Below are 24,476 nucleotides of genomic sequence, written 5' to 3' on the forward strand. Positions count from 1 at the left end.
TATGGATGAAGAAAAACAGAAGCTTATAAGTATATGGGATAAGGTTGCACCTACATTTAGTAAAGTTGGACCAAATTACTGGAATGAATTTGGAAAGAGGCTTGTTCAACTTTCAAAAATTAATGAAGGGGCAAAAGTATTAGATGTTGGAATGGGCAGAGGAGCTTCATTATTTTCTGCAGTAAATAAAATAGGAAAGAAGGGGTATGCTGTAGGCATAGATATTTCAGAAGCCATGGTAAAGGAAACATATAAAGATATCTTAGAGCAGCATATAGACAATATAGAAGTAATAAAAATGGATGCAGCCAAATTAAGTTTTTATGATAGTTCTTTTGATAATGTAATTTGTGGCTTTGGTATTGGATATATTCTATTTAATGATAGAAAACTAACTGAAATACTAAGAGTATTAAAAAAAGGCGGACAAGCAGGATTTAGTGCATGGGGTATACAAGAAGATCAAAAATGGTTAAATGAGATAACTAATAGGTACTTGAATATAAATCCATCTAGTCAAGATAAGAATAGGAAATCAGATATTCCAAAGTTTAATACTGTGGAAGATATAAGAAAAATATTAGAAGATTCAGGATTTAAAAATGTTAAGGTTTATCAAGAAGATGCAGATGTTATCTATATGAGCAAAGAAGAGTGGTGGGAAGAAATGTGGTCTAATGCAGTAAGAGGAATTTTTGGGCAAATAGAAGCTCTTGGTATTAACAAATTTAAAGAATTTAAGGAAGATGTATTTGATGGTCTGGAAAAATTCAAAAGTATAGATGAAATTCATTTTAGCATGCCAGTGATATACGGATTTGGAGAAAAATAAAAATTTAACAATAACTAAATTCGTAATTTGCAGTGATTAAGCTAGTATAATAGTTTATATTTGATTGGAGGGAAAGTGATATTATGAACGTAACAGAGGATGAAATTTATTCAAGGAAAGGCGAAAATCTAATTAAAGAATTATCAACAGAACAAATCGAAATCAATAATTTCAATGAAAAAGCGAAAAATTGGAATAAGAACATACCGAAGAAAAATTATGAGATAGCATTAAATATTATAGAGAAATTTAATATTAAAAAAGGCAACAGTGTTTTAGATGTTGCTTGTGGAACGGGCATTATTTTTTCAATCCTTAAAGATATAGAGCTTTCTAAATATATTGGTGTGGATTTAGCTGAGAAAATGGTAGATGAATTTAAAAATAGCTATCCAGAAGCAGATGTTAGGCAGGCAGATTTTGAATCAAGAATACTATTTGAAAATTCTTTTGACTATATTATCATTTATAATAGTATACCTCATTTTAATGACCTAAATATAGTATTTAAAAATGCTTATAATAATTTGAAGAAAGGTGGAACATTTATAATAGCACACTCAAAAACTAGAAAGGGTTTAAGAGAACACCACAAAAGTATAGGATATATTTCTGATAAAAAGGAACCAATACCAGAAGATAAGACATTGTTTAAATTATGTAAAGAATACAAATTTAAAAACGTAAACATAGAGGATTTGGACTTTTTTTGCTTTTATTGCCAAAGGGAGTAGTAAAATAACTAGAATCCTATTAACTTTATCGCAATACTATACACCTTGCTCATGCATGGCTCTATGATGTAAATAAAATAGAAGCTGAAGTTGGAAAATATTTAAAGAACATTGGTATAGATATAAAACTAATATCCAGAGTTGTTAATGTAAAGAAAGAAGCTGACAAAATTAAGGGAATATATCTTAGTGATGGGACTTATGACGAAGGGGATGTATTTGTGGAAACTACTGGTACAACAGGACCAATGGGAAACTGTTTAAGATATGGAAATGGTTGTTCTATGTGTGTATTAAGGTGTCCTGCATTTGGGCCAAGAATAAGCATAAGTCAACGGGCTGGAGTAGAAGATTTAAGAGGCGAGAGAGCAGACGAAGTATATGGAGCCTTTAGTGGTTCTTGTAAGTTATGTAAAGAAAGTATAGATGAAGATATAATAAATGAGTTAGAAGAAAAAGGGGTGGTAGTATTAAAGATACCAAGTGAAGATGTAAATTTAGACAAATTGAAAATAAAAGTATGTCAGCAATACGCATTAAAAGAATTTGCAGAAAATGTAATTTTGCTGGATACAGGGCACGTAAAACTTATGACTTCCTATTACCCTTTAGATAAATTAAGAAAAATTAAAGGCTTGGAGCATGCAAAATATATTGATCCATATGCTGGAGGAAAAGGAAATTCTATAAGATATCTTGCAATAACTCCAAGAGATAATGCTATGAAGGTTAATGGAGTAGATAATTTATTCTGTGCAGGAGAAAAAGCTGGATTATTTGTAGGGCATACTGAAGCTTGCCACAGCATATTGCAACTTTTATAAAGGATTTTCTAAGTAAAGATTTTGAAGATAAGAGTCTATCTTTTAGTACTTCCCCATAACTGTATGTTCACATTACCAGTGGAACTATCCCATGTTATTTTATTCACTAGAGCTGATATCAAATATTTTTTCTTTTCTATATCAGCACCATCTATAGTGCTACAGAAATCTTTTAAGCTATCTATATTTAAGTCTATTTCAATGTTAATTTGATTAACTTGTGTAGTATTTTCTTTTATAGATTCTATTTTAATCCTAAGGTCTTCAATTTCTTTTTCTTTATTTTCTATTTCAGATATTATATACTTTGCAGCTGCAGAGTTTGGATTTTGAGATAATTGAGTTACTAAACTTTCTATAGCTCCTTTATTGAATTTAAGAGTAGCGTTTAATATTTCTAATTCATCAGAATGCTCTTGAAGAGAGGATATTTGATCTCTAACGGATTTTAGTTCTTTAAAAAGTAATTCATTATCTTTTGTAACTGCTTTCAATTTGTCTATAACTATGTCCTCTATTTCTTCAGTTCTAATGTTTGAAGTATCACATCTTGTATTTTTTGAATCTATTTTCATGGAACAGCCATAATAAAATCTTCTATTTCCATTTTTGTCGCTGGAACCGTGCAATACTGTCATTGGAGAGCCACATTTACCACATCTTAATAAGCCAGTAAGCAATGCATTATGGGTTTTACCAAGTTTTGGAGCTTTAAGTTTATTATCCTTTAATGTGCCTTGAATTTCTAACCATTTATCAGCAGATATTATTCCTAAGTGTTTAGCTATAGCTGCAATCCATTCTTCTGTATCTCTATAATGTTTTTGACCTTTCTTTTTATTATAAGTAAGAATTCCATGCTTACCATCTGGAGTGCCTATACATGTTATGCCTTTACTTTTTAAGTACTCAAAGACTTTGTTATTAGCTTTAACATAAGTAGGATTTTGAAGCAAGTCTGATATAGATCTTACATTCCAATCTGCTCCTAATTTAGTTTTAAAATTATTTTCTAACAGGTACTGATTGACTCTCCTTAAAGACTTAAATTTTAAATATTTTTCATAGATTAACTTAACTAACTTTAATTCAATATCAACTGGAGATAATTTATACATAGTTCTTTCTTTATAATCCTGATCTATATAGACTATCTGCTCACTTTTAAAGCCTAAAGGGGTTTGCCCACCAAGCCAACGTCCAGATTTACCAAGTTCAAGCATATTATCTCTAACACGCTCTGCTATTGTCTCACGTTCTAATTGTGCAAATACTGAAGCAATATAAACCATTGCTTTACCCATTGGGGTTGAGGTATCAAATTGCTCTTTAATAGATATAAAGCTTATATTGTTTTCTTGTAACAATTCAAGGGTTGAAGAGAAGTCAGCAACATTTCTGCTTATACGGTCTAACCTGTAGCATATAAGTACATGAAATTTTTTCTTTTTAACATCATGTAAAAGTTCCTGAAATTTTGGCCTATTAGTACTGCTTCCACTAAACCCCTCATCTTCGTAAACTATATATTCTTTTATTCCTAAGTTCTTTTCTCCGTACTCTTTACACATATTAATTTGATTTTCTACAGATTCACCTTTCCCAGTAAAAATACTTTTTCTGCTATATATTGCTGCTCTCATTTGGTGATTCACCCCCAAAGATTTATTTATCATTTTTCAATATCTTCAACTTCAATATAGATTATTTTATCATCAAGCATAGTTATTCCAGCTAATTAGAGTATTCTAACTATTATTTTATATGTATTTTTGTATACATATAATAATGAGAAAAACTTTTCATAAAAGTGTGTTATGTAGTACATAAAAAATATCAACAGCAACAGTAACAGGTTAAAAGGGAGATCATATACTAAATATTAGAGAGCATTTTTAAGTAGGGGGAGTAAAGCCTGACTGGACAAAAAAAGATTAAAAAAGTAACAGTGCATTACCCACTTCCAGAAAATAAAGAAGAGTTCGACATGAGAGCAGCAAGAGCAGTGGCAAAAGTTTTATGTGAAATGTATCCTCCAGAAATATTAGACAAGATAATAGAAGGCTTAAAAAAAGGCAATTGTTAGAAGGTAGTATATACATCGCCAGCAGAGATTAGAGAACTGAAAAGTAGATAAGACATTGATGATGCTTATTTAAGGTATGAATTACATGAATAAGGCACTTGCGAAATAATCCGCAAGTGCCTTTAATTATTTATCTACCTAAAACTTCAAGAGCATCGGCAACTTTTCTTGCAAAGTCTAATGGTCTATCTATAGATTCAAAGTGAATATACATTAACCTTGGGTTATCAAATAGCCAATGATTGTGAAGTGCTGTGACAAGAATTCCATGTCTCCTTAAAACACTTATGAAGTCATTAATTTCTCTTTGCAGAATTACTGTTTCACCTAAATTAAGCGCTCTACCCTGAGCATCAACAGATTCAAATGAAAATAAAGCAGCTAAAGCTAATGGAGAACGAGTTCTTCTCCCTAGAATTTCTGCATTTATATTTCTAAGAAAGGTTACAGTACATACATTGTTTGCTTGAGATAAAATTTCTGCACCGAGTATTCTAGCAAATTGATTACATTGATTACGGTGATTAGATTGATCACATTGATTACAACAATTATCCATAAATATTAACCTCCTATATTATTTTTAGAAAATCAAGTTTTAATTAAGAAAACTTGGTTTTCTATGTAATATAGGTTTCATTAGTTTTTATATAAATCTATCCTTATATATAATATGAAGCTTGTCCAAATATGTGCATTTTATATAAATAATTTGGTATACAGGTAAATGCTTCATTTTGCTTATATAGATTAATTCCAAAACTATAACATATATTCATAAACCCGTGATTAAGTGAATAACATGTCAATAGAGCTATTTTTTATGGAATTTTGTGTTAGAGTATAGCTAGAAAGGAATAGGATTTTTGTAAGATAGAATTTGCTAATAAAAATGTTAGAAACAATTTGTTTTAATACCGTATATTACACGAGTGTAATTACTAGGTGATTTTGAACCCCATTAAATATTAAAAGTATTTCGTATACAAATATGGGGAGGAATTTAGTATGAAAGTTAATAGAATACTGGAAATTAATAGGCACTATGAACATAGAGAAAGAATTGAAATTAAACCTAAAAAAGAAGGTAACAATAATGAAAAGGTATCATTTTCAGAAATTCTTAAGAAAAACATAGGAAAGAATAGGATTTAATAGAAAAATAAAAAGTAAATGAGAGAATTAATTTAATTTACATTTTGTTTACGTTCACTTGCAGGATTTAAACTTCTTTTGTGGAATTTTTAATTTTAGGAAGGTGAGATATTTGAAAGTGAAAAAACGTATAAGTAAAATAATTTGGGCTTTAGTTGCCATATCAATGTTAGGGCCATTTGTGTTAACTTTTATTGTTAATGGATATAGAATGTTAAGTAAATAGTAGAATATAATTACATAAAATAATTTGAATATAAAATGAAATATTATTTTAGATAGAAGTTGTAATGTGAAAAGAGGAGTATTTTACTAATTTATATTTAATTAATTCAATGTTGTTGTAAAAATTGTGCTTTGCTGTGGCGTGCAGAAGCAATATGTACAGGATCTCTTGCTGGACATAATGCAGTTAGATATGGAACAGGAAGAAAATTGTTAATTCTACCAAATGAAACAGTAATAGGAGACATTATAGATTTTTCTAATAAAAGATTTTTAGAAGAGAATGATAAGAAGAGTAGATTTACCTTTGCTGGTTCAGTCTATTTTAATAGGATGAAAGAACTTAGATTATACACTATTGATAAAAATCAAATTAAAGAAAAAATTAATAGTCTTGGATTGAGTAATGTTTTTAGAGAGAAAATGATATAAAAAGTTAATAATTAAAATAACATTAATAACGAGAATCCAGTAGTCATATGGCTACTGGATTTTATGTTATTTAATGCAATAGAAGAAATGGATATTTTACTAAAAGTTATACATAAACTAAGGCCGTCATAACTGACGGCCACATAAAGATATATTAACCAATAGGATTTTCAATTAGTGTAGCAAAGATAAATTGGTGCACATGACCATCATCTTGGGTAGTTGTCCCAGAAACAAAGTGAACATGTCTTCCATTACCAACAGGTATGGCTGGTCCTGTTGTAGCGCCAACTTCATGATGATGATCTTCAAAGAAATCTGAATTCCCTAGAAGCTGGTGCACATGACTATTACCACGTGGTATAGCTTCACTAGTAACTCCAGCAAAACGATGGTTGTGCGCTTCTGCATTTTCTTCAGCGATTCTTGTGCTGCCTAGATATTCGTGTACATGGGTTTGACATTTATCATAATTATTATTGGAATTACAATTGGAAATTTCATAATCACTTTCATAAGGTGTTGTCATTCCGTACATAGTAATCCTCCTCTTTAAAATTGACAAGCATAGCTTGTCCTAATATATATTATGTGAATTTAATCAATGAGTTACAATAAATGAATAATTATTGTAAAAATAATAAAAAGTAGCCGCCGCTTATAAGGTAGCTACTAAAATAAATTTATAGTAAAAATATTTTTATAAGTTAATCAGCGCTTGTATAGCCACTTATATAATGGATATGGCCATTTACAAGTTCTACTCGAGTTTGAAAATAATGATAGTGACGTCCATCAGGTAAATGCATTGCCGGGCCTGTTCTAGTCTTATAATCATGATCATGTTCAAGGTTATATGTTGTTTCACCATCCATAGAATGGGTATGAGGTACACCACTTGGTGCTTTAGCAGTTACTCCGCCATAATGGTGAATGTGACCTTTATTGTATGTTGTTATACCTGCGTAACTATGAGAATGCTCTTTCACTAAAATTCCTCCAAAATATTTTTAAACACCTTAATAATATATGCTAATTTTAATAGCATTGTTACAATTAAATAAATAATTTTATTTAAATGCTTACTTTTATAAAATGATATTTACTGGCAGGCCAAGAATTTCTATAAAAAATATTTAGAGCTTCAAAGGAATGCTGAGATATTAAAGGTTCGTTACCTGAAAAAGAAGTTATGATAGCTGAATGGAATATAGCTCCATTTCTATCTTCAAGGAATATTAGATCTCCAATTTGTAATTGATTTTTGTTAGAAATCTCTAAACCTTTTACACCAGATGAATTTTTTTCTTCATTGACTTTTAAATAATAATACAAAGAATGAGCAACTGTCCAAGGAATAGACCAAGTATCGTCTTTAATACTACTCGTGTTATTATTCCTATACCACCAAGGGCGTTCTGGATTAAAATCCATTGGAGCACCTCCTGCTAAAAGGCATTGAGATACAAAGTTAGCACAGTCGCCGCTAGTATCATTAATCAAAGGGAAATATCTAAAAGCAGGATTGGGGGTTAAAGCATAAGTTAAAGCATATTTTACCGCATTATTTCTTAAGTATTTATTTTGCCTAGAATACATTCTGATTGGCTCCTTAAATTATTCATAATTATATAGTATTGTTATTAAGAGAAAATTGTTATATTCAGTGTATATGAAAAATAGATAAGATAAATTTTTAGTTTAGATAGTTATAAAATTTTCTTTTAATACATATAAAGAATTAGATTACATATGGGGGGATAAGCTATGAACATATTAAATCTAATAATCATTTCAATGATTGCTGAAGCAGTCTGGGAAACCTTAAAAATGATATGGGAAAAAGGTAAGTTTAATTTTGATAGAATAGGGGCTCTTGCTATTGGATTAATATTAGCAATAGCTACTGGGCTAGATATGTTTTTACTACTAGGAATAGATACAATAATACCTCATATAGGTACAGTTCTTACTGGAATATTAATTTCTAGAGGAGCTAATTTTATGCATGATTTAATAAGCGCAGTTAATAATATACAACGAAATACGAAAGTATCCATTCAGAATAATGATAGGATATCAAAGTAAAATGATTTGGACATAATTGTAATAAAGATATAAGAAACTAATAATATAATTAAATTAAATCTGATACTTAAAAATTCTAAGTATCGGATTTTGTTTTTTTATAAGCATTATTTCTGTATACATTTTATAAGATTGCAAAAGATTAATATATAGATAGGCTATTAAATTTAAAAGACTATATGAGAACAAAATCATAAAAAATAAACAAAACCAAAAGAAAATGAAATTGAAAATCAATATCATTTAATGTATACTTATATTAAGTTAAGGAATTGTCAATGTGGAAAGGAGTAATGAAAATGAAAGTATTAGTAATAGGATGTACACATGCAGGAACAGCTGCAATATTAAATACAGCAAGATTATATCCTGATGCGGAAATTACAGTTTATGAAAGAAACGATAATATATCGTTTTTGTCTTGTGGTATAGCATTATATGTAGGTGGTGTAATTAAAGATCCTAAAGGACTATTTTATTCTTCACCTGAAGAATTAAGTAAGCTAGGTGTTAGAACTAAAATGAATCATGATGTATTAGGTGTAGATATAGTTGCTAAAAAAGTTAGAGTGCGTAACTTAGAAGAAAATAAAGAGTTTGAAGATAGCTTCGATAAGTTAATTATAACAACTGGATCATGGCCAATAGTTCCTAAAATAGAAGGAATAGACTTAGATAACATCTTGCTTTCAAAAAACTATTACCACTCAAATACTATAATTGAAAGAGCTAAAAATGTAAAAAATATAGTAGTAGTTGGAGCTGGTTATATCGGAGTAGAATTAGCTGAGGCATTTCAAATGAATGGTAAAAATGTAACTTTAGTCGATGCTGAAGATAGAATTTTAAGTAAATACTTAGACAAAGAATTTACAGATATGGCTGAAAAGACTTTTACAGAGAATTCTATAAAATTGGCACTTGGCGAAAAAGTTGTAAAGTTCCAAGGTGAAAATGGAAAAGTATCAAAAGTAATTACAAACAAAGGTGAGCATGAAGCCGATTTAGTAATATTATGTATTGGATTTAAACCAAATACAGAATTGGTTAAAGGCCAAGTTGAAATGCTAGGCAACGGAGCTATTGTTATAGACGAGTATATGCGCACAAGCAATAAGGATGTATTTGCTGCTGGAGATAGCTGTGCAGTAATGTATAATCCTACAGGAGAGTACAGATATATACCTTTAGCAACTAATGCGGTGCGTATGGGTACATTAATAGCAAGAAATTTAGTAAAGCCAACAACTAAATATATGGGTACTCAAGGGACATCTGGTATTAAGATATATGATTATAACATTGCATCTACAGGATTGACAGAAAATTCTGCTAAGGACGCTGGAATAGAGGTAAAGACAGTTACAGTTGAGGACAGTTATCGTCCAGAGTTTATGCCTACTCATGAATTAGCAAAACTTAAAGTAGTCTATGATAAAAATTCAAAGGTAATACTAGGTGCACAAGTTATTTCAAAATTTGACTTAACTCAATCTATAAATACTATATCAGTGTGTATACAAAACAAAATGACTATAGATCAGCTAGGCTTTGTAGATTTCTTTTTCCAGCCACATTATAATAAACCATGGAATTTATTAAACCTAGCTGGATTAAGTGCAGAATAAATTAAATTTTATATGTTGAATTTTTTAAGCTATATAAAAAGAAAGTTGAATAATTTTCATATTAATGATATAATCACAGCAGTTTAAAAGTAAATAATAAGTATTAGGTGCCCCATAAAAAGGGTTAAAAGGGAAAGTGGTTAAAATCCACTGCAGCCCCCGCTACTGTAATTGGTGATGAAATCCAAGCTAAACCATTGGGAAACTGAGAAGGTTGGAAAGTAAAGTGATCCATAAGCCAGGAAACCTGCCTAATGCTTAATTTAGAATCTAATCTTCGGTGGGAGGATGAGAAATATAAATTTATTTTATAGATGTAATAACATTTATGATATTATAATATTTTTGTATATTTCCGCATCCCTATGATGCGGTTTTTTTATTCTATAAAAATAAGAAAATATAGGAGAATAAAGGAGGAGAATATGGAACTATTTATAAATACTTTAAAAGGCATTAAACCTTTAAATGAGGAAGCTAAAAATAAGGCGAAGGAAAGATTAGACAATCTTATAAAACCTCTTGGAAGTCTTGGAAGGCTTGAAGATATAGCTATACAGATATCAGGAATAACTGGAGAGATAAATAATAAGTTTTATAAAAAGTGCAATATAATTATGGCTGCTGACAATGGAGTTTGGGAAGAAGGTGTAAGTTCTTGTCCACAATCAATTACAGCAATGCAAACTTTAAATTTTACTAAGGAGTTAGCAGCTATAAACGTACTTTCTAGACATGCATCCATGGACATAAGGATTGTAGATATAGGTGTAAATAGTGATATAAATAACCCTTTAGTTATAGATAGAAAGATAAGAAAAGGAACATGGAACATGTCAAAAGGGAAGGCCATGACAAGAGATGAGGCTATAAAAGCAATTGAAGTTGGAATAGAAGTTGTAAAAAAATTAGTAGAGGATGGCTATAGTATTTTAGGTACAGGGGAAATGGGTATATGTAATACTGCAACGAGCAGTGCTATAGTTATGAGTTTCACAGGATGTTCTTCAGAAATAGCAGTTGGAAAAGGAGCTGGACTAACTGAAGATGGATATATAAATAAAAAAAATACTATTGAAAAAGCTATAGAAATAAATGAACCTGACTCAAAAGACCCTTTAGATGTACTATCAAAGGTAGGTGGATTTGATATTGCAGGACTTGTTGGATGTTATATAGGGGCGGCTTATTATAGAGTTCCAATAATAATTGATGGTTTTATTTCAGCAGCAGCAGCCTTAGTAGCATACAAATTAAATCCTCTTACAAGAAACTTTATGGTACCTTCCCATTACTCAAAAGAGCCTGGATTTAAAATTATTATGGATGAGTTAAATTTAAGCCCTATTTTCAATCTTGATATGAGATTAGGAGAAGGAACAGGCTGTCCACTTGCTTTTAATATAATTGAAGCATCAACAAAGATTATTTCTGAAATGGCTACATTTGAAGAAGTAGCACTAAGAGATGATTATCTCATAGATATAAGGTAGAAGAGACATGGGGAAAATAGTATTAGTAACTGGCGGGGCTAGGAGCGGCAAAAGTAGCTTTGCTGAAAGAATGGTAAGTGGATTTGGAAAGAATATTTTATATATAGCTACATCTATACCATTTGATGAAGAGATGAAAGAAAGAGTTAAAAAGCATAAAGAATCTAGGCCTAAGGAATGGGATACATATGAGGGTTTTGAAAAGTTGAATGAAGTTATCAAAGCAAGAGGAAATTTATATAATGGGGTTTTAATTGACTGTATAACAATATTAATTTCTAATTTAATGTTTTATTCAATAGGGGATAATGAAGAAAATCTAAACAGTAAAAATATCAATGACTTAGAGAAAAAAATAAGAAATGAGATAAATGATATATTAAACGAAATAAGTAGAGTTAATAGCAATTTTGTAATAGTTACCAACGAAATAGGGTATGGAATAGTTCCAGAAAATAAACTAGCAAGAATATATAGAGATATAGTAGGAAGAATAAATCAAAATATTGCTTCTAGGGCAGATGAAGTATACTTGGTAACATGTGGATTGCCAATGAAAATTAAGTGAGGAGTACATAATGAGCAGATTTATATTAATAATTCAGTTTTTAACAAGAATACCTATAAACATTAATATAGATTTTAAAGAAGGTGATCTGCCTAAGGGAATTATATATTTTCCTATAGTGGGATTAATAATAGGTATTTTTAATGTACTTATTTATTTTATAGCTTCAAAAATAGCGGGTGGATTATTCCCATTAATTGCATCTATAACTGCAAACATTATAATAACAGGTGGACTTCATGTTGATGGACTAGCTGATACCTGTGATGGTATATATTCTTCAAGAAAGAAAGATAAAATGCTTGAGATAATGAGGGATAGCAGAGTAGGTACTAATGGTGTTATTGCAATATTCTTAGATTTGGCATTAAGAATAACGCTTCTAGCTAACTTAAATGGAAGTTATATTTTAAAAGCTATAGTGATATCCCCTGTAATGGGAAGAATAATGTTAGCTCTATTAGCTTTTAAATCTAACTATGCTAGGAATGACTCGGGGCTTGGAAATCTTTTTATTGGTAAAATTACTCTTTATAGAATATTAACCTCATCAATCATTAGCTTTATCATAATAACTATATTTATGGGATTTAAATCTATTATAGTTATAGGCGTAATTATAATATTGTCAGTTTTATATAAAAGATATATGAATTCAAAAATTGGTGGAATGACTGGAGATACATTAGGTTCAGGAAACGAAATTGCTGAAATCATTTCTATTTTAATTATAGTAGCTATGAGGAGGTACACGTTAATATGACCTCTTTATATCTTGTAAGGCATGGTGAAGCAGAATTAAATAATGAAAATGTATATTTTGGATGGACAGATTGTTATCTTACTGAAAGAGGAATAAACCAGTGTAGAAAGCTAAGTGAAGACTTTAAAAATATAAAGTTTGATATAGTTATAAGTAGCCCTCTTAAAAGAGCATTAGATTCTGTAAAAATTATAATTGGTTTAGATCAGGATATATTACTCTATGAAGAATTTAAAGAAATAAATTTTGGAAAGTGGGAGGGCTTGAATTTTAAAGAAATCCGAAAAGTTTATGAAAAAGAGTGGGAGCTTTGGAGTAACAATTGGAAGTGCTATGCCCCTCCAGAAGGAGAGAGCTTTCTAAATCTATACAATAGAGTGAGGCTTGGATTAGAAGTTTTACTAGACAAATATAAAGATAAAAAAATCCTTGTTGTTGCTCATGGAGGGACTTTGAAAATAATTTTAATGATCTTGTTGAAGTTGGATTATGACTCATTTTGGAATTTCACTTTTGATCATGGAGCATACACTTTATTTGAAATAACGGAAAGTTCTTGTGTTTTAAGAAATTTGAATAAATAGGAGTGGAATATGAAAATAGATAATAAGAGTATAATGATTCAGGGTACTGCATCAAGTGTAGGTAAAAGTATATTATGTACTGCATTATGTAGAATTTTTACTCAAGACGGGTATAATGTAAATCCATTTAAATCTCAAAATATGTCTCTTAATTCTGGCATTACATATGAAGGTTATGAGATTGGAAGAGCGCAAGTTATGCAGGCAGAAGCATCAAGAAAGGTACCCTCAGTTAAGATGAATCCTGTTCTTATAAAACCGACTACAGATAGGAACTCTCAAATTATTATAGAAGGAAAAGTTTTTGATAATATGGATGCTGTAGAGTATTTTAACTACAAATCTAAACTAAAAAATAAAATCAGAGAAGTATATGAAGAACTTAAGAGTGAAAGCGAAATTGTAGTAATGGAGGGAGCTGGAAGTCCTGTAGAGATAAATTTAAATGAAAATGATTTTGTAAATATGGGGATGGCTAAAATTGCAAAATCTCCAGTAATACTTGTAGCTGATATAGATAGAGGTGGAGTTTTTGCTTCTTTAGCTGGTACCATGATGCTCTTAAAAGAAGATGAAAGAAAGCTAGTAAAAGGCGTAATAATAAATAAGTTTAGAGGAAGTTATGATCTATTAGAGCCAGGATTAAAAATGATTGAAGATATAATTAAGGTGCCAGTGTTAGGAGTGATTCCATATTTCAATTTAGACCTAGAAGATGAGGATAGTGTAGTAGATTGGAATAAGTTTGAGAGTAAAGGTAGCGGAGATATAAATATAGCTGTGATTAAACTTCCTCATATATCTAATTTTACTGATTTTAATGCATTAGCTCATTATGAAGATATAGATTTAAGATTTGTAAATAAGGCAGATGAATTAGAGAACCCAGATGTGATTATAGTTCCTGGAAGTAAAAATACCATTGAGGATTTAGAATACATAAAGAAAATAGGTATATTTGAAAAAATAAAAGAATGTCACAAGAATGGAAGTTTCATTTTTGGAATATGTGGCGGATTTCAAATGCTAGGACTTAAGGTATCAGACTCACTAGGAATAGAATCTGTGTCAAAAGAAGTAGACGGGTTAGGTTTAATTAAGGCAGTTACTAAATTTAGCAGAGAAAAAGTTACAGCTTTATCTGAAGGTACGGACAAGCTATTTAATTGCAAAATAAAGGGATATGAGATTCACATGGGAGATACAATGCTTTTAGATAAAACAAAGTATTTATCAGAAGTAAATGTAAGTAACGGCAATAGTATACAAAGATTTGATGGAGCTATAAGTGAAAATGAGAGGGTATTCGGAACATATCTTCATGGCATTTTTGATAACTCTTTATTTACAAGAAAATTATTAAACATGATAAGAGAAGAGAAAGGCAAAATGCCTTTACAGAACATTCCTAAAGATTACTGGGATTATAAAAATGATCAATTTGATAACTTAGCTCATATTGTGAGAAACAACATAGACATGAAAAGGATATATGAAATTCTGGAGGGTGGAATCCATGGCTAGTATTTACATGGCATTAATTATAGATTTAATTCTAGGTGACCCCCATTGGTTTCCTCATCCTGTAAGATTAATAGGCAAATATATAGGCATTATAGAAGGATTAATAAAAAAACTAAGCTTAAATAGTAAATTATTAAAACTTTCAGGTATTATTTTAACCGTTTCTACTGTTATCTTAACTTATAGTATCTGCTTTTATTTGCTGAAATGGGCAAAATTTATAAATATTTATTTTTATTATTTACTTAATGTAATAATTCTTTGGACGTGTATTGCTCCTAAATGTTTAAAAGTAGAAGCTATGAAAATATACGACCTTTTAAATAAAGGGGAATTTATAAAGGCAAGAAAGCAACTTTCTTATATAGTAGGTAGAGACACTAAGGATTTAGATGAAAGTGAGATAGTAAGGGCAGTAGTAGAAACAGTATCAGAAAATACATCTGATGGAGTAATTGCACCATTATTTTACATGTTTATAGGAGGGGCTCCATTAGCTCTTACATACAAAGCTATAAATACTTTAGACTCTATGGTAGGTTACAAAAAGGATTTTTACTATAATTTTGGATGGGCTTCAGCAAGGCTGGATGACATAGTAAATTTAGTTCCTGCCAGGTTAACTGCTTGTTTTATGGTTGCTGCATCTTTTGTATTAGGCTTAGATTATAAAAATTGTATAAAAATAATAAAAAGAGACAGAAGGAATCATAAAAGCCCTAATTCAGCTTATCCAGAAGCAGCTACAGCTGGAGCACTAGGTGTACAGCTAGGGGGATCTAATTCGTACTTTGGGGAAATAGTTTATAAGCCTACCATTGGAGATAGTCTAAAAGAATTAAGTAAAGATGATATAGTTAAATCAATAGAACTCATGTATCTATGTACTTATGTGGCAGTTATAGTATTTTCAATGGTTAAAATATTTTTAGGGAGGTGTATGTTATAAAATTTCATGGTGGAGATATTTATAATCATAAAGGTTTAGAATTAATTGATTTTAGCTCTAATATAAACCCTCTAGGAGTCCCAGAAAGCTTTAAAAATGCTCTTTATAATGGGTTAGATGAATTTACTAAGTATCCAGATATTAAATATATAACCTTAAGGAAAAACATTGGAGAATACTTAAAAATAGATAATATAGATTTTATCATACCAGGTAATGGTGCAGTTGATATTATATATAGAGCTATTGAAGCTACTAGCTGTAGTAAAGTTATCAGCCTGAGTCCAACTTTTTCTGAATACTCTAATGCAGCATATAAAGCTAAAATACCTTATGAAGAAGTATGTGCATTCTATGATGATTATGAAAATGTAAATTTAGAAGAAATACTTAATAATGTAGTAGAAAATACTCTAGTTGTAATATGTAATCCTAATAATCCTACAGGAACTTTAATAAGTAGAAAAAAAATGATTTTTTTAATTAAAGAATTAGAAAAGAAAAAAAGTATGCTAATCGTAGATGAGGCATTTATGGAGTTCACTCTAAAATCTGAAGAAAACTCTATGATTCACTTAATTGAAAAATACAATAATTTAATAATAGTTAGGGCAGCTACCAAATTTTTTGGAATGCCAGGTATAAGATTAGGGTATGGCATTACAGCTAACAAAAATCTTATTAATAAAATGTGGGATAGTATGGAACCATGGAGTATAAATACTGCTGCAGTAATTGCAGGAAACACAGTTTTTAAAGATGAAGAATACATAGTTAGATCTGAAAAATGGATAGAAGAAGAAAGAGGTTATCTATATAAAAATTTAAGTAAGCTTAATGGTATAAAAGTGTATAAATCTAGTTCTAATTTTCATCTAATTAAAATTTTAAGAGAAGGTATTAATGGTTATAGTCTAAAGGAAAATTTAATTAAGAGTAAAATTTTAATTAGAGTTCCTAAGGGATTTAACAATTTATCAGAGTTTCATTTCAGATTAGCTGTAAAGGATAGAATCTCTAATGATATTTTATTGGATGCATTAGAAAGAGAACTAGTTTAATAAAAATTATTAATATTTTAGGAGGGTATTTATGTTTAAAAAAGGTTTTTTAAAAAGTTTTTTTAGTTTTTTAATGATTATGATTTTAGCAATTTCTTTTGGTGGATGCTCACCTCAAAACAAGACTAGTGGTAATGCATCTGAAAAAAAAGAATCAGCTGTATACCCAATGAAGATTGTAGATTCATATAATAGAGAAGTAACTATAGAAAAAGAGCCGCAAAAGATTGTATCTATTGCACCAAATATTACAGAGACTATATTTGCACTTGGAAAGGGAAATAAACTTGTAGGAAGAACTGATTTTTGTGATTACCCTGCAGAAGTTAAAGATATTCAATCAATAGGAACATTAAAAGATCCTAACATTGAAAAGATAGTAGAACTAAAACCAGATTTAGTTATAGCTTCTACTCACTTTAAAAAAGATGTGTTGAGAAAGTTAGAAGGTTTAGGCATCAAAGTAGTAGTTTTATATGGACAAGAGAGTTTTGATGGAGTATATGATACTATTAAAAAAGTAGGACAAGTTACAAATGCAAATAATGAAGCTGAAAAAATTGTAACAGATATGAAGAAGAAAGTTGAAAATGTAGTAAGTAAAGTTAAAGATAAAAATAAGCCTAAAGTCTATTATGTTGTTGGTTATGGAAAAACTGGTGACTTTACTGCTGGAAAAGGAACTTTTATAAACAGTATGATAGAAATGGCTGGTGGGGATAATGTAGCTAAAGATACGGAAGGATGGAAATATAGCTTAGAAAAACTTATAGAAAAAAATCCTGAAATTATAGTTTGCTCTAAATCATTTGATACAAAAAAAGGCATTGAATCAACTAATGGTTACAAGGACTTAAAGGCAGTTAAAGAGGGTAAACTAATAGAAATTGATAATAATCTTTTGGATAGACAAGGACCAAGATTAGCTTTAGGATTGGAAGAACTAGCTAAAGTTTTGCATCCTGATATATTCAAATAATAGTATAATATTTCTAGCAGAAGATTAATCATAAGGTAAATTTGAAATATAAAGTTAAAGGGAGAATAATTATGTCTTTAATTGAAAAGAAGGGCTATTATAAAAGAAACTTCTTTTTAGGTTGTATAATATTAGTAATGACTATTTTAGTAGCCACTTATGTTGGAGTAGCTAATATATCGTTAAAACAGACTTCTTTAATAATCTTAAATAAAATGCCGGTATTAGAGAAGTATATTGATTTAGGGGCTATTAAGAGTACATCGTCAATAATTATATTAAATGTCAGATTGCCTAGAGTTATTATGGCAGCAATTATAGGAGCTGGGCTTTCTGTATCAGGAGCTTCTTTTCAAGCACTATTTAAAAATCCTATGGCTGATCCGTACATTTTAGGTGTATCTTCTGGTGCTGCACTAGGAGCAACTATTGCTATGTTATTAGGATTAAGTACAACATTTTTAGGTTTTAGTTTTGTTACCTTTTCAGCATTTTTGGGGGCTATTACTACAACACTAATTGTATATAGCATTGCAAGAGTTGGTAATAAGGTTCCTAATATAACATTACTACTTGCAGGAATTGCTATGACTTTTTTACTATCTTCTATAATATCTTTAATAATGATTTTTAAAAGAGATCAAATTGAAAACATAGTAATGTGGACTATGGGAAGTGTATCTACCGCAAGCTGGAGCCAAGTAAAATTACTAATGCCTTTTACAATTGTCGGAATCATAATTATTTTCCTGTTTTCAAGAGATTTAAACATAATGCTCTTAGGTGACGATACAGCAAAAAATTTAGGCATAGAAGTAGATAAGGTCAGGAAGATTCTCCTTTTTATTTGTACTGTATTAGTAGCAGGGATAGTTTCAGTTAGTGGAATAATAGGGTTTATAGGACTTATTATTCCTCATATTGTTAGAATAATATTTGGCGTAAACTATAGAACAGTAATACTATTTTCGGCTTTATATGGTTCAATATTTCTAATATTCTGTGATACAATTGCAAGAACTATTGTAGACCCAATGGAAATTCCTGTGGGCATAGTTACTTCAGTTTTTGGAGTGCCTTTCTTTATGTATTTACTATATAAAGCAAAGAAAAAGGGGTTATAAAAATATGGACTTTTATAAAGACGTAACTTGTAAAAATAATGTTATTAGTTTAAAAAACTTAAATTTTTCTTATAATAATGAACAAATATTAGAGGATATAAAATTGAACATAGAGAAAGGCAAATTCTATAGTATATTAGGTCCAAATGGATCTGGAAAGACAACTTTAATTAAGAATATTTCAAGGGTTTTTAATGTGGAAAACAAGTCTATATTTATTGAAGAGAAAGATATAAAGCAGATGTCAAATAAAGAGCTATCTAAAAAGTTAGCTGTGGTACCTCAACATTCAAATATTGATTTTGATTTTTCTGTAATGGATATTGTATTAATGGGAAGGGCGCCGTATATTTCTAGGTTTTCAACTGAAAGTGAAAAGGATATAGAATTAACTAAAAAAGCAATGGAAATGACCAATGTATGGCATTTAAGAAGTAAAAGTATTAACTCAATAAGCGGCGGAGAACGGCAGAGAGTTATGATAGCTAGAGCAATATGCCAAAATACAAATATAATGCTATTAGATGAACCTATATCTAATTTAGATATTTATCATCAGATAGATATATTGAATACATTAAAAAAGCTAAATATAGACAATAATATTACAATAGTAGCAATATTACATGATTTAAATTTAGCTTCTACATATAGCGATTATATGGTATTAATGAAAGATGGAAAAATCTATTGCAAAGGCAAATCTGAAGAGGTATTGACTAAAGAGATAATAAAACAGGTTTATGAAATAGATGTACAGGTTATGACAAATCCTGTAACAGGTAAACCTCATATAATTCCTTTAATATGAACTTAAAACATGTTGTATATGATTGCAACATGTTTTATCTATTTTATAGGATAATGTAAAGAAAAAGATATATTAAAATAATATATCTTTTTCTTTACATAATAATTATTATGTAGTTATAAATAAAAAGTAAAGTAAATTATAACTGCATAAGTACAATTATGTAATTAAAACATAAAATATATAGGGGGGATTATGTATGAATTTGTTAAGTTTAATAGTTGTATCTTTAATTGGAGAAGCTGTATGGGAAACATTAAAAATGGTTTGGCAAAAAGGTAAATTAAATTGTGACAAAGTAGGTGCTCTAGTTATTGGAATTTTACTCTCAATTTCAACTGGAACGGATATTATTTCTATTGTAGGAATAAATACTAGATTTCCGTATATAGGCGTAATTTTGACAGGAATTTTAATTTCTAGGGGAGCAAATTTTATTCATGATTTAGTATCTTCAGTTAATAATATTTATCAAAAAACTAAAGATATTACCCCAAAATAGACATCTATTATAGATAATTATATTAATAAATCTATATCTTATTTTATATGATATAGGTTTATTTATTATCTAATAGAATTAAGTATATTTAATTATTTATTTCAGACATATTAAGATTAAATACATAAAAAATAGGTGAGAGGAAAAAATGATAATAGAAAGGTGGGTTGTATATGAAAATTAAAAGAGTAAATGATAAATCTAAAAAAGAAAAAAGAAAAGAAATAATTAAGCATAGAATAAAAGAATCAAATAAAGTGGATGATGATAAAGCAGCTTTAGAAGATTTTACATGAATATGCTAATAAAATATTAATATAGAAAATATGATATTTGAACAGCTAAATATCTTAGAATTTTACCTAAGATATTTAGCTGTTTTTTTGTGAAATATATTTATTAGACCTAAGTTTACATTTCTATATTTGTTTTTTAGGTGGTTTAGGTCCTATATATTGATAGTAGTAGCATTGAATTCTTCCATTGAACAATTTTCTGTTTTTGTCAGCTTTTTTGCCAAAGTGTTTTTCAAATTCTTCATAGGAAGTAATAACAAAATAAGACCATGTATCTAGTTGTTTAAATGTCTTTCCCATAATTTCATACAGTTTTTCAACTTCTTTTTTCTCACTCAATCTTTCACCATAAGGAGGATTGCATACAATGGTGCCATATCCTTTGCTTGAAGTGAAGGAACTGACATCTTGAGTTTGGAAATGTATACAATCATCAACACCAGCTTTAACTGCATTTTGTCTTGCAATTGTTATAACCCTATTATCTATATCGTATCCAAAAATTTTATATTCTTTGTCATATATTATAGCTTCATAAGCTTCTTTTCTAACATTTTTCCAAGTAAGACTAGATATTATAAAATCCCAGTCTTCACAGGCAAATGTTCTGTTTAATCCTGGTGCAATATTTTTAGCTATCAATGCAGCTTCTATTGGAATTGTACCTGAGCCACAAAAGGGGTCTACAAAGTATCTATCATATCTCCAATTACTTAATATAACTAGTGCAGCTGCAAGAGTTTCTTTTAATGGAGCTGCACTACCTTTTTCTCTGTAGCCTCTCTTATGAAGAGCTTCTCCGCTGGTATCTAACATTATAGTTACAGTATCATTTAAAATAGAAACCAGTATTGGATAATTGCTTCCAGTTTCTTCAAACCATTCTATAGAATAAGTATCTTTTAGTTTTTCTACAATGGCCTTTTTTACAATGGCTTGAATATCAGAAAGACTAAAAAGTTGAGATTTAACAGATTTAGCATTTACAATAAAATTTGCATCCTCTGGTAAAAGGTCTCCCCAAGGTATAGCTTTTGCGCCTTGAAATAACTCTTCAAAGCTAGTAGCTTTAAATTCTGATAATTTTATATATATTCTATCTGCACATCTTAGCCAAAGATTAGATTTACAGATGCATTCTTCATCACCAAAATAAGTAATTTTACCATTTTCAACTTTTAAATCTTTATAGCCTAATCTCTTTAACTCTTTTGCTACTATTGACTCTATTCCAAATGCTGAAGTAGCTATTAATTCATATTTAGCCATGAATAAATCCGCCTTTCTTATGAGTTTATTTTCTTATAATATAACATTTGTTAATTTAAAATACAATAAACATAGTTTTATGATAAATTTTAAATTATAATAATTAATTTTATTGGGTTATTATTAAGTAGACTTTTATTTTTGATTGGATATTTTATTTCAATTAAGATAATATAAATATAATTAGGCTCAAATTTAAGATAACTATAATGATTTATATTATTATTTAGGAGGAAATTTATGAATAGATGTATTATATGTGGTGAACCAGGAGAACGCCATCATATAGTCTATAAAAACCAAGGTGGTTTTGATATTCCCATTAATTATATTTACTTATGTCATTATCATCACAGAGAAGAAAATGGACCGCATAAAAATAGAAAAATTGATCTGTATTATAAAATGAATATGCAAAACCAAATTATGAATACTTTGAATAAAAATTATTATAATATAGAAGAGATAGCTAAAATTTTTAGTTTTAATCCAGTTCAAGCAAAAGTTTTAGCAGGACAAGTAAATAAATATAAGTTAGGATATAAGAAATTAGATATAGTAAAAAGGATAATGGGCGGGAAAATATATTAGTATAAAACGCATAAGATAGTCTCTTATATTTAATTTTAAAATGTTAGTTTACATAATTAATATTATGTATTTTAGATTTTAAATGTAAACTACACAGAGTAGTTATTTAATTTTAATAATTTGATAAAACTATAAAAAGTATATATAATTATTTCCATAGACGAATGAATGAAGGTGATAATAGTGAAAGAGAGACTTCAAAAGTATATGGCTGCTTGTGGGGTAGCATCTAGAAGAAAGTGTGAAGAAATAATTGAAGAAGGAAGAGTTAAAGTAAATGGTAATATTGTAATAGAACTAGGATTTAAAGTTGATCCTGAATTAGACGAAATAGTAGTTGATTCAAAGTTAATAAAATTAGAAGAGAGAAAGGTTTATATTCTGCTAAATAAACCAGAAGGATATGTTTCTACAGTTAAAGATGAGAGAGGAAGAAAAACGATTCTAGATATAGTAAAAGTAAACGAAAGGATTTTCCCAATTGGAAGACTAGATTATAATACATCCGGAATGATACTTTTGACTAATGACGGAGATATATATAATAGGATAATACATCCTAGAAAAGAGGTAAATAAAGTTTATATTGCAGTTATAGAAGGAACCCCAAGTAAAGATAAGATAGATGAATTTTGCAATGGTATTGATATAGGTGGATATATAACTGCTAAGGCTAAATTTAGAATAATCGAAAAATTACAAGATAAATCAAAAGTAGAAATAATAATTCATGAGGGGAAGAATAGACAGGTCAGACGTATGTGTGAAAAAATTGGGCACCCGGTAATAGCATTAAAAAGAATTTCAGTAGGCAATATAAAATTGGGAAATTTAAGAAGAGGCGAATGGAGATACCTAGATGAAAATGAAATAAATTATTTAAAAAATTTATAAGTTCATTCTAAAATTCAACTTTTATTGAATAAAAATTAATAAATATGCATTTTATATTGATAAGAAATTTAATTGATGATAAAATGAAATAAAAATTTCATTTCGTTGCAAGATAAGAAAGGGTTGAATATAAATGGACGAAAACAATCAAGATTTAATGAGAACCATTCAAATAAAATTCCCAAGATTGAGTAAAGGACAAAAACTAATAGCTGAATATATACTCAAACATTATGATAAAGCAGCATTTATGACAGCAGCAAGATTAGGTACAAGTGTAGGTGTTAGTGAATCTACAGTAGTTAGATTTGCCAATGAACTGGGGTTTAGTGGATATCCAAAACTACAAAAAGCACTGCATGATTTAATAAAAAATAAACTTACTACAGTGCAAAGAATTGAGATATCAAATAACTTAATAAATCAAGAAAATGCACTAAAAGGCGTTCTAAAGGCTGATATGGAAAATATCAGATCTACATTGGAAAAAATAAACCATAAAGACTTTGAAGAAGTAGTTGATAATATTTTCAAGGCAAAAAGAATATACATAATTGGTCTTAGAAGTTCAACTGTTTTAGCTGAATTCTTAGGATTTTATTTAAATATGATATTAGATAATGTAAAAGTTGTAAAGCATGGTATCAGTGACGTATTTGATCAAATGATAAATATTACTGATGAAGACCTAGTAATTGGTATTGGATTCCCACGTTATGCAGCTAGAACCGTTGAGGCATTGTCTTTTGCACAAAGCAAAGGGACTAAAGTTGTTGCTATAACAGATAGCCTTTTATCACCTTTAGCAACAAGAGCAGAATACACTCTAATAGCTCAAAGCAATATGGCGTCTTTTGTTGATTCACTAGTAGCACCATTAAGTGTAATCAATGCATTAATAGTTGCTGTTGGATTAAGAGAAAAGGATAACATATCTAATCTGTTCAAGGAATTAGAGGGTATTTGGGAGGAATATCAAGTTTATTCTTATAAAAAGGAAGAATAATAATATATTATAAATAGTATGGAGTAAGAAGTTATAATAAATTTCTTACTTTTTTATT

The 24,476-nt window shown here is 29.2% G+C and carries 27 protein-coding genes, 1 pseudogene and 1 riboswitch; of the genes and pseudogenes, 22 read left to right on the plus strand and 6 right to left on the minus strand.

All coding sequences use genetic code 11. From position 1 onward, the window contains the following. Position 1: 1 nt before the first annotated feature. The 3 genes and pseudogenes from ACWW38_RS00290 to ACWW38_RS00300 form a co-directional block, all read left to right on the plus strand. On the plus strand, positions 2-832 hold the full coding sequence (locus tag ACWW38_RS00290) for a class I SAM-dependent methyltransferase (RefSeq protein ID WP_456258838.1): 831 nt from the start codon (positions 2-4) through the stop codon (positions 830-832). A gap of 83 nt (positions 833-915) precedes the next feature. Continuing rightward, positions 916-1,566, plus strand: a complete 651-nt coding sequence (locus ACWW38_RS00295; protein ID WP_456258839.1) for a class I SAM-dependent methyltransferase — start codon at positions 916-918, stop codon at positions 1,564-1,566. A gap of 50 nt (positions 1,567-1,616) precedes the next feature. After that, positions 1,617-2,363, plus strand: a pseudogene (locus ACWW38_RS00300) (FAD-dependent oxidoreductase); the annotation flags it as partial. Positions 2,364-2,425: 62 nt separating this feature from the next. Here ACWW38_RS00300 and ACWW38_RS00305 read toward each other — a convergent pair. Continuing rightward, positions 2,426-4,033 carry a recombinase family protein gene (locus tag ACWW38_RS00305; protein ID WP_456258840.1) on the minus strand — a complete coding sequence of 536 codons (1,608 nt, stop codon included), beginning with the start codon at positions 4,031-4,033 and terminating at the stop codon, positions 2,426-2,428. 573 nt (positions 4,034-4,606) lie between these two features. After that, on the minus strand, positions 4,607-5,035 hold the full coding sequence (locus ACWW38_RS00310) for a DUF1259 domain-containing protein (RefSeq protein ID WP_456258841.1): 429 nt from the start codon (positions 5,033-5,035) through the stop codon (positions 4,607-4,609). A gap of 449 nt (positions 5,036-5,484) precedes the next feature. On the opposite strand from ACWW38_RS00310, the gene ACWW38_RS00315 reads away from it, so the two are divergent. Together ACWW38_RS00315 and ACWW38_RS00320 are read left to right on the plus strand one after the other, a co-directional pair. Further along, the gene (locus ACWW38_RS00315; protein ID WP_456258842.1) at positions 5,485-5,631 is read left to right on the plus strand and encodes a hypothetical protein; all 147 of its coding nucleotides are present in this window, start codon (positions 5,485-5,487) and stop codon (positions 5,629-5,631) included. Positions 5,632-5,988: 357 nt separating this feature from the next. Continuing rightward, positions 5,989-6,288, plus strand: coding sequence for a hypothetical protein (locus ACWW38_RS00320; protein ID WP_456258843.1), 300 nt, complete (start codon positions 5,989-5,991; stop codon positions 6,286-6,288). Positions 6,289-6,442: 154 nt separating this feature from the next. Here ACWW38_RS00320 and ACWW38_RS00325 read toward each other — a convergent pair whose 3' ends face one another. The 3 genes from ACWW38_RS00325 to ACWW38_RS00335 form a co-directional block, all read right to left on the minus strand. Beyond that, complete coding sequence (locus tag ACWW38_RS00325) at positions 6,443-6,787, minus strand: YmaF family protein (protein WP_456260484.1); 345 nt, start codon at positions 6,785-6,787, stop codon at positions 6,443-6,445. 208 nt (positions 6,788-6,995) lie between these two features. Then, positions 6,996-7,277, minus strand: coding sequence for a YmaF family protein (locus tag ACWW38_RS00330; protein WP_456258844.1), 282 nt, complete (start codon positions 7,275-7,277; stop codon positions 6,996-6,998). Positions 7,278-7,362: 85 nt separating this feature from the next. Continuing rightward, the gene (locus ACWW38_RS00335; RefSeq protein ID WP_456258845.1) at positions 7,363-7,887 is read right to left on the minus strand and encodes an amidase domain-containing protein; all 525 of its coding nucleotides are present in this window, start codon (positions 7,885-7,887) and stop codon (positions 7,363-7,365) included. A gap of 168 nt (positions 7,888-8,055) precedes the next feature. Here ACWW38_RS00335 and ACWW38_RS00340 point away from each other — a divergent pair, with 168 nt between their 5' ends. The 14 genes from ACWW38_RS00340 to ACWW38_RS00405 all read left to right on the plus strand — a co-directional run bounded on the left by ACWW38_RS00340 (position 8,056) and on the right by ACWW38_RS00405 (position 20,658). Beyond that, positions 8,056-8,376 (plus strand): hypothetical protein, encoded by a 321-nt coding sequence (locus tag ACWW38_RS00340; RefSeq protein ID WP_456258846.1) that lies wholly within the window; start codon positions 8,056-8,058, stop codon positions 8,374-8,376. Positions 8,377-8,675: 299 nt separating this feature from the next. Beyond that, entirely contained in the window at positions 8,676-10,004 is a 1,329-nt protein-coding gene (locus tag ACWW38_RS00345) for an FAD-dependent oxidoreductase (protein ID WP_456258847.1), read from the plus strand. Positions 10,005-10,092: 88 nt separating this feature from the next. Continuing rightward, positions 10,093-10,273, plus strand: a riboswitch (cobalamin riboswitch). Positions 10,274-10,429: 156 nt separating this feature from the next. Next, positions 10,430-11,497 carry a nicotinate-nucleotide--dimethylbenzimidazole phosphoribosyltransferase gene (gene cobT / locus ACWW38_RS00350; RefSeq protein ID WP_456258848.1) on the plus strand — a complete coding sequence of 356 codons (1,068 nt, stop codon included), beginning with the start codon at positions 10,430-10,432 and terminating at the stop codon, positions 11,495-11,497. 7 nt (positions 11,498-11,504) lie between these two features. Further along, positions 11,505-12,065 carry a bifunctional adenosylcobinamide kinase/adenosylcobinamide-phosphate guanylyltransferase gene (gene cobU, locus ACWW38_RS00355; RefSeq protein WP_456258849.1) on the plus strand — a complete coding sequence of 187 codons (561 nt, stop codon included), beginning with the start codon at positions 11,505-11,507 and terminating at the stop codon, positions 12,063-12,065. Positions 12,066-12,075: 10 nt separating this feature from the next. After that, positions 12,076-12,828: an adenosylcobinamide-GDP ribazoletransferase gene (gene cobS / locus ACWW38_RS00360; protein ID WP_456258850.1), complete on the plus strand. Its 753-nt coding sequence runs from the start codon at positions 12,076-12,078 to the stop codon at positions 12,826-12,828. Further along, positions 12,825-13,412 (plus strand): alpha-ribazole phosphatase, encoded by a 588-nt coding sequence (gene cobC, locus ACWW38_RS00365; protein ID WP_456258851.1) that lies wholly within the window; start codon positions 12,825-12,827, stop codon positions 13,410-13,412. The genes cobS and cobC overlap by 4 nt, the downstream gene beginning before the upstream one ends. A 9-nt stretch (positions 13,413-13,421) precedes the next feature. Next, positions 13,422-14,936, plus strand: a complete 1,515-nt coding sequence (locus ACWW38_RS00370) for a cobyric acid synthase (RefSeq protein WP_456258852.1) — start codon at positions 13,422-13,424, stop codon at positions 14,934-14,936. Beyond that, on the plus strand, positions 14,929-15,885 hold the full coding sequence (cbiB, locus tag ACWW38_RS00375) for an adenosylcobinamide-phosphate synthase CbiB (RefSeq protein ID WP_456258853.1): 957 nt from the start codon (positions 14,929-14,931) through the stop codon (positions 15,883-15,885). The genes ACWW38_RS00370 and cbiB overlap by 8 nt, the downstream gene beginning before the upstream one ends. Further along, positions 15,873-16,946 carry a pyridoxal phosphate-dependent aminotransferase gene (locus ACWW38_RS00380; RefSeq protein WP_456258854.1) on the plus strand — a complete coding sequence of 358 codons (1,074 nt, stop codon included), beginning with the start codon at positions 15,873-15,875 and terminating at the stop codon, positions 16,944-16,946. Before cbiB ends, ACWW38_RS00380 begins: the two co-directional genes overlap by 13 nt. 31 nt (positions 16,947-16,977) lie before the next feature. Further along, complete coding sequence (locus ACWW38_RS00385; protein ID WP_456258855.1) at positions 16,978-17,925, plus strand: ABC transporter substrate-binding protein; 948 nt, start codon at positions 16,978-16,980, stop codon at positions 17,923-17,925. A 71-nt stretch (positions 17,926-17,996) separates the two neighbouring features. After that, positions 17,997-19,049, plus strand: coding sequence for a FecCD family ABC transporter permease (locus ACWW38_RS00390; protein WP_456258856.1), 1,053 nt, complete (start codon positions 17,997-17,999; stop codon positions 19,047-19,049). Between the two features lie 4 nt (positions 19,050-19,053). After that, positions 19,054-19,860 (plus strand): heme ABC transporter ATP-binding protein, encoded by an 807-nt coding sequence (locus tag ACWW38_RS00395; RefSeq protein WP_456258857.1) that lies wholly within the window; start codon positions 19,054-19,056, stop codon positions 19,858-19,860. Positions 19,861-20,059: 199 nt separating this feature from the next. Continuing rightward, positions 20,060-20,362 carry a hypothetical protein gene (locus ACWW38_RS00400; protein WP_456258858.1) on the plus strand — a complete coding sequence of 101 codons (303 nt, stop codon included), beginning with the start codon at positions 20,060-20,062 and terminating at the stop codon, positions 20,360-20,362. A 173-nt stretch (positions 20,363-20,535) separates the two neighbouring features. Beyond that, positions 20,536-20,658, plus strand: a complete 123-nt coding sequence (locus ACWW38_RS00405) for a hypothetical protein (RefSeq protein WP_456258859.1) — start codon at positions 20,536-20,538, stop codon at positions 20,656-20,658. Positions 20,659-20,781: 123 nt separating this feature from the next. On the opposite strand, the gene ACWW38_RS00410 is transcribed toward ACWW38_RS00405, so the two are convergent. After that, positions 20,782-21,927, minus strand: a complete 1,146-nt coding sequence (locus tag ACWW38_RS00410) for a THUMP domain-containing class I SAM-dependent RNA methyltransferase (protein ID WP_456258860.1) — start codon at positions 21,925-21,927, stop codon at positions 20,782-20,784. A 240-nt stretch (positions 21,928-22,167) separates the two neighbouring features. Here ACWW38_RS00410 and ACWW38_RS00415 point away from each other — a divergent pair, with 240 nt between their 5' ends. From ACWW38_RS00415 to ACWW38_RS00425, 3 genes are all read left to right on the plus strand, one after another. Continuing rightward, positions 22,168-22,518, plus strand: a complete 351-nt coding sequence (locus ACWW38_RS00415; RefSeq protein ID WP_456258861.1) for an HNH endonuclease — start codon at positions 22,168-22,170, stop codon at positions 22,516-22,518. Between the two features lie 183 nt (positions 22,519-22,701). Then, positions 22,702-23,412 carry a pseudouridine synthase gene (locus ACWW38_RS00420; RefSeq protein WP_456258862.1) on the plus strand — a complete coding sequence of 237 codons (711 nt, stop codon included), beginning with the start codon at positions 22,702-22,704 and terminating at the stop codon, positions 23,410-23,412. A 133-nt stretch (positions 23,413-23,545) separates the two neighbouring features. Continuing rightward, positions 23,546-24,418, plus strand: coding sequence for a MurR/RpiR family transcriptional regulator (locus tag ACWW38_RS00425; protein ID WP_456258863.1), 873 nt, complete (start codon positions 23,546-23,548; stop codon positions 24,416-24,418). Positions 24,419-24,476: the final 58 nt, after the last annotated feature.

The organism is Clostridium sp. JNZ J1-5 (genome assembly GCF_053901425.1).

Coding starts and splice junctions, on each gene's coding strand:
- ACWW38_RS00290 (WP_456258838.1), top strand. CDS start 2: ATGGATGAAGAAAAACAGAAGCTTATAAGTATATGGGATAAGGTTGCA.
- ACWW38_RS00295 (WP_456258839.1), top strand. CDS start 916: ATGAACGTAACAGAGGATGAAATTTATTCAAGGAAAGGCGAAAATCTA.
- ACWW38_RS00305 (WP_456258840.1), bottom strand. CDS start 4,033: ATGAGAGCAGCAATATATAGCAGAAAAAGTATTTTTACTGGGAAAGGT.
- ACWW38_RS00310 (WP_456258841.1), bottom strand. CDS start 5,035: ATGGATAATTGTTGTAATCAATGTGATCAATCTAATCACCGTAATCAA.
- ACWW38_RS00315 (WP_456258842.1), top strand. CDS start 5,485: ATGAAAGTTAATAGAATACTGGAAATTAATAGGCACTATGAACATAGA.
- ACWW38_RS00335 (WP_456258845.1), bottom strand. CDS start 7,887: ATGTATTCTAGGCAAAATAAATACTTAAGAAATAATGCGGTAAAATAT.
- ACWW38_RS00340 (WP_456258846.1), top strand. CDS start 8,056: ATGAACATATTAAATCTAATAATCATTTCAATGATTGCTGAAGCAGTC.
- ACWW38_RS00345 (WP_456258847.1), top strand. CDS start 8,676: ATGAAAGTATTAGTAATAGGATGTACACATGCAGGAACAGCTGCAATA.
- cobT (WP_456258848.1), top strand. CDS start 10,430: ATGGAACTATTTATAAATACTTTAAAAGGCATTAAACCTTTAAATGAG.
- cobU (WP_456258849.1), top strand. CDS start 11,505: ATGGGGAAAATAGTATTAGTAACTGGCGGGGCTAGGAGCGGCAAAAGT.
- cobS (WP_456258850.1), top strand. CDS start 12,076: ATGAGCAGATTTATATTAATAATTCAGTTTTTAACAAGAATACCTATA.
- cobC (WP_456258851.1), top strand. CDS start 12,825: ATGACCTCTTTATATCTTGTAAGGCATGGTGAAGCAGAATTAAATAAT.
- ACWW38_RS00370 (WP_456258852.1), top strand. CDS start 13,422: ATGAAAATAGATAATAAGAGTATAATGATTCAGGGTACTGCATCAAGT.
- cbiB (WP_456258853.1), top strand. CDS start 14,929: ATGGCTAGTATTTACATGGCATTAATTATAGATTTAATTCTAGGTGAC.
- ACWW38_RS00385 (WP_456258855.1), top strand. CDS start 16,978: ATGTTTAAAAAAGGTTTTTTAAAAAGTTTTTTTAGTTTTTTAATGATT.
- ACWW38_RS00390 (WP_456258856.1), top strand. CDS start 17,997: ATGTCTTTAATTGAAAAGAAGGGCTATTATAAAAGAAACTTCTTTTTA.
- ACWW38_RS00395 (WP_456258857.1), top strand. CDS start 19,054: ATGGACTTTTATAAAGACGTAACTTGTAAAAATAATGTTATTAGTTTA.
- ACWW38_RS00400 (WP_456258858.1), top strand. CDS start 20,060: ATGAATTTGTTAAGTTTAATAGTTGTATCTTTAATTGGAGAAGCTGTA.
- ACWW38_RS00405 (WP_456258859.1), top strand. CDS start 20,536: ATGAAAATTAAAAGAGTAAATGATAAATCTAAAAAAGAAAAAAGAAAA.
- ACWW38_RS00410 (WP_456258860.1), bottom strand. CDS start 21,927: ATGGCTAAATATGAATTAATAGCTACTTCAGCATTTGGAATAGAGTCA.
- ACWW38_RS00415 (WP_456258861.1), top strand. CDS start 22,168: ATGAATAGATGTATTATATGTGGTGAACCAGGAGAACGCCATCATATA.
- ACWW38_RS00425 (WP_456258863.1), top strand. CDS start 23,546: ATGGACGAAAACAATCAAGATTTAATGAGAACCATTCAAATAAAATTC.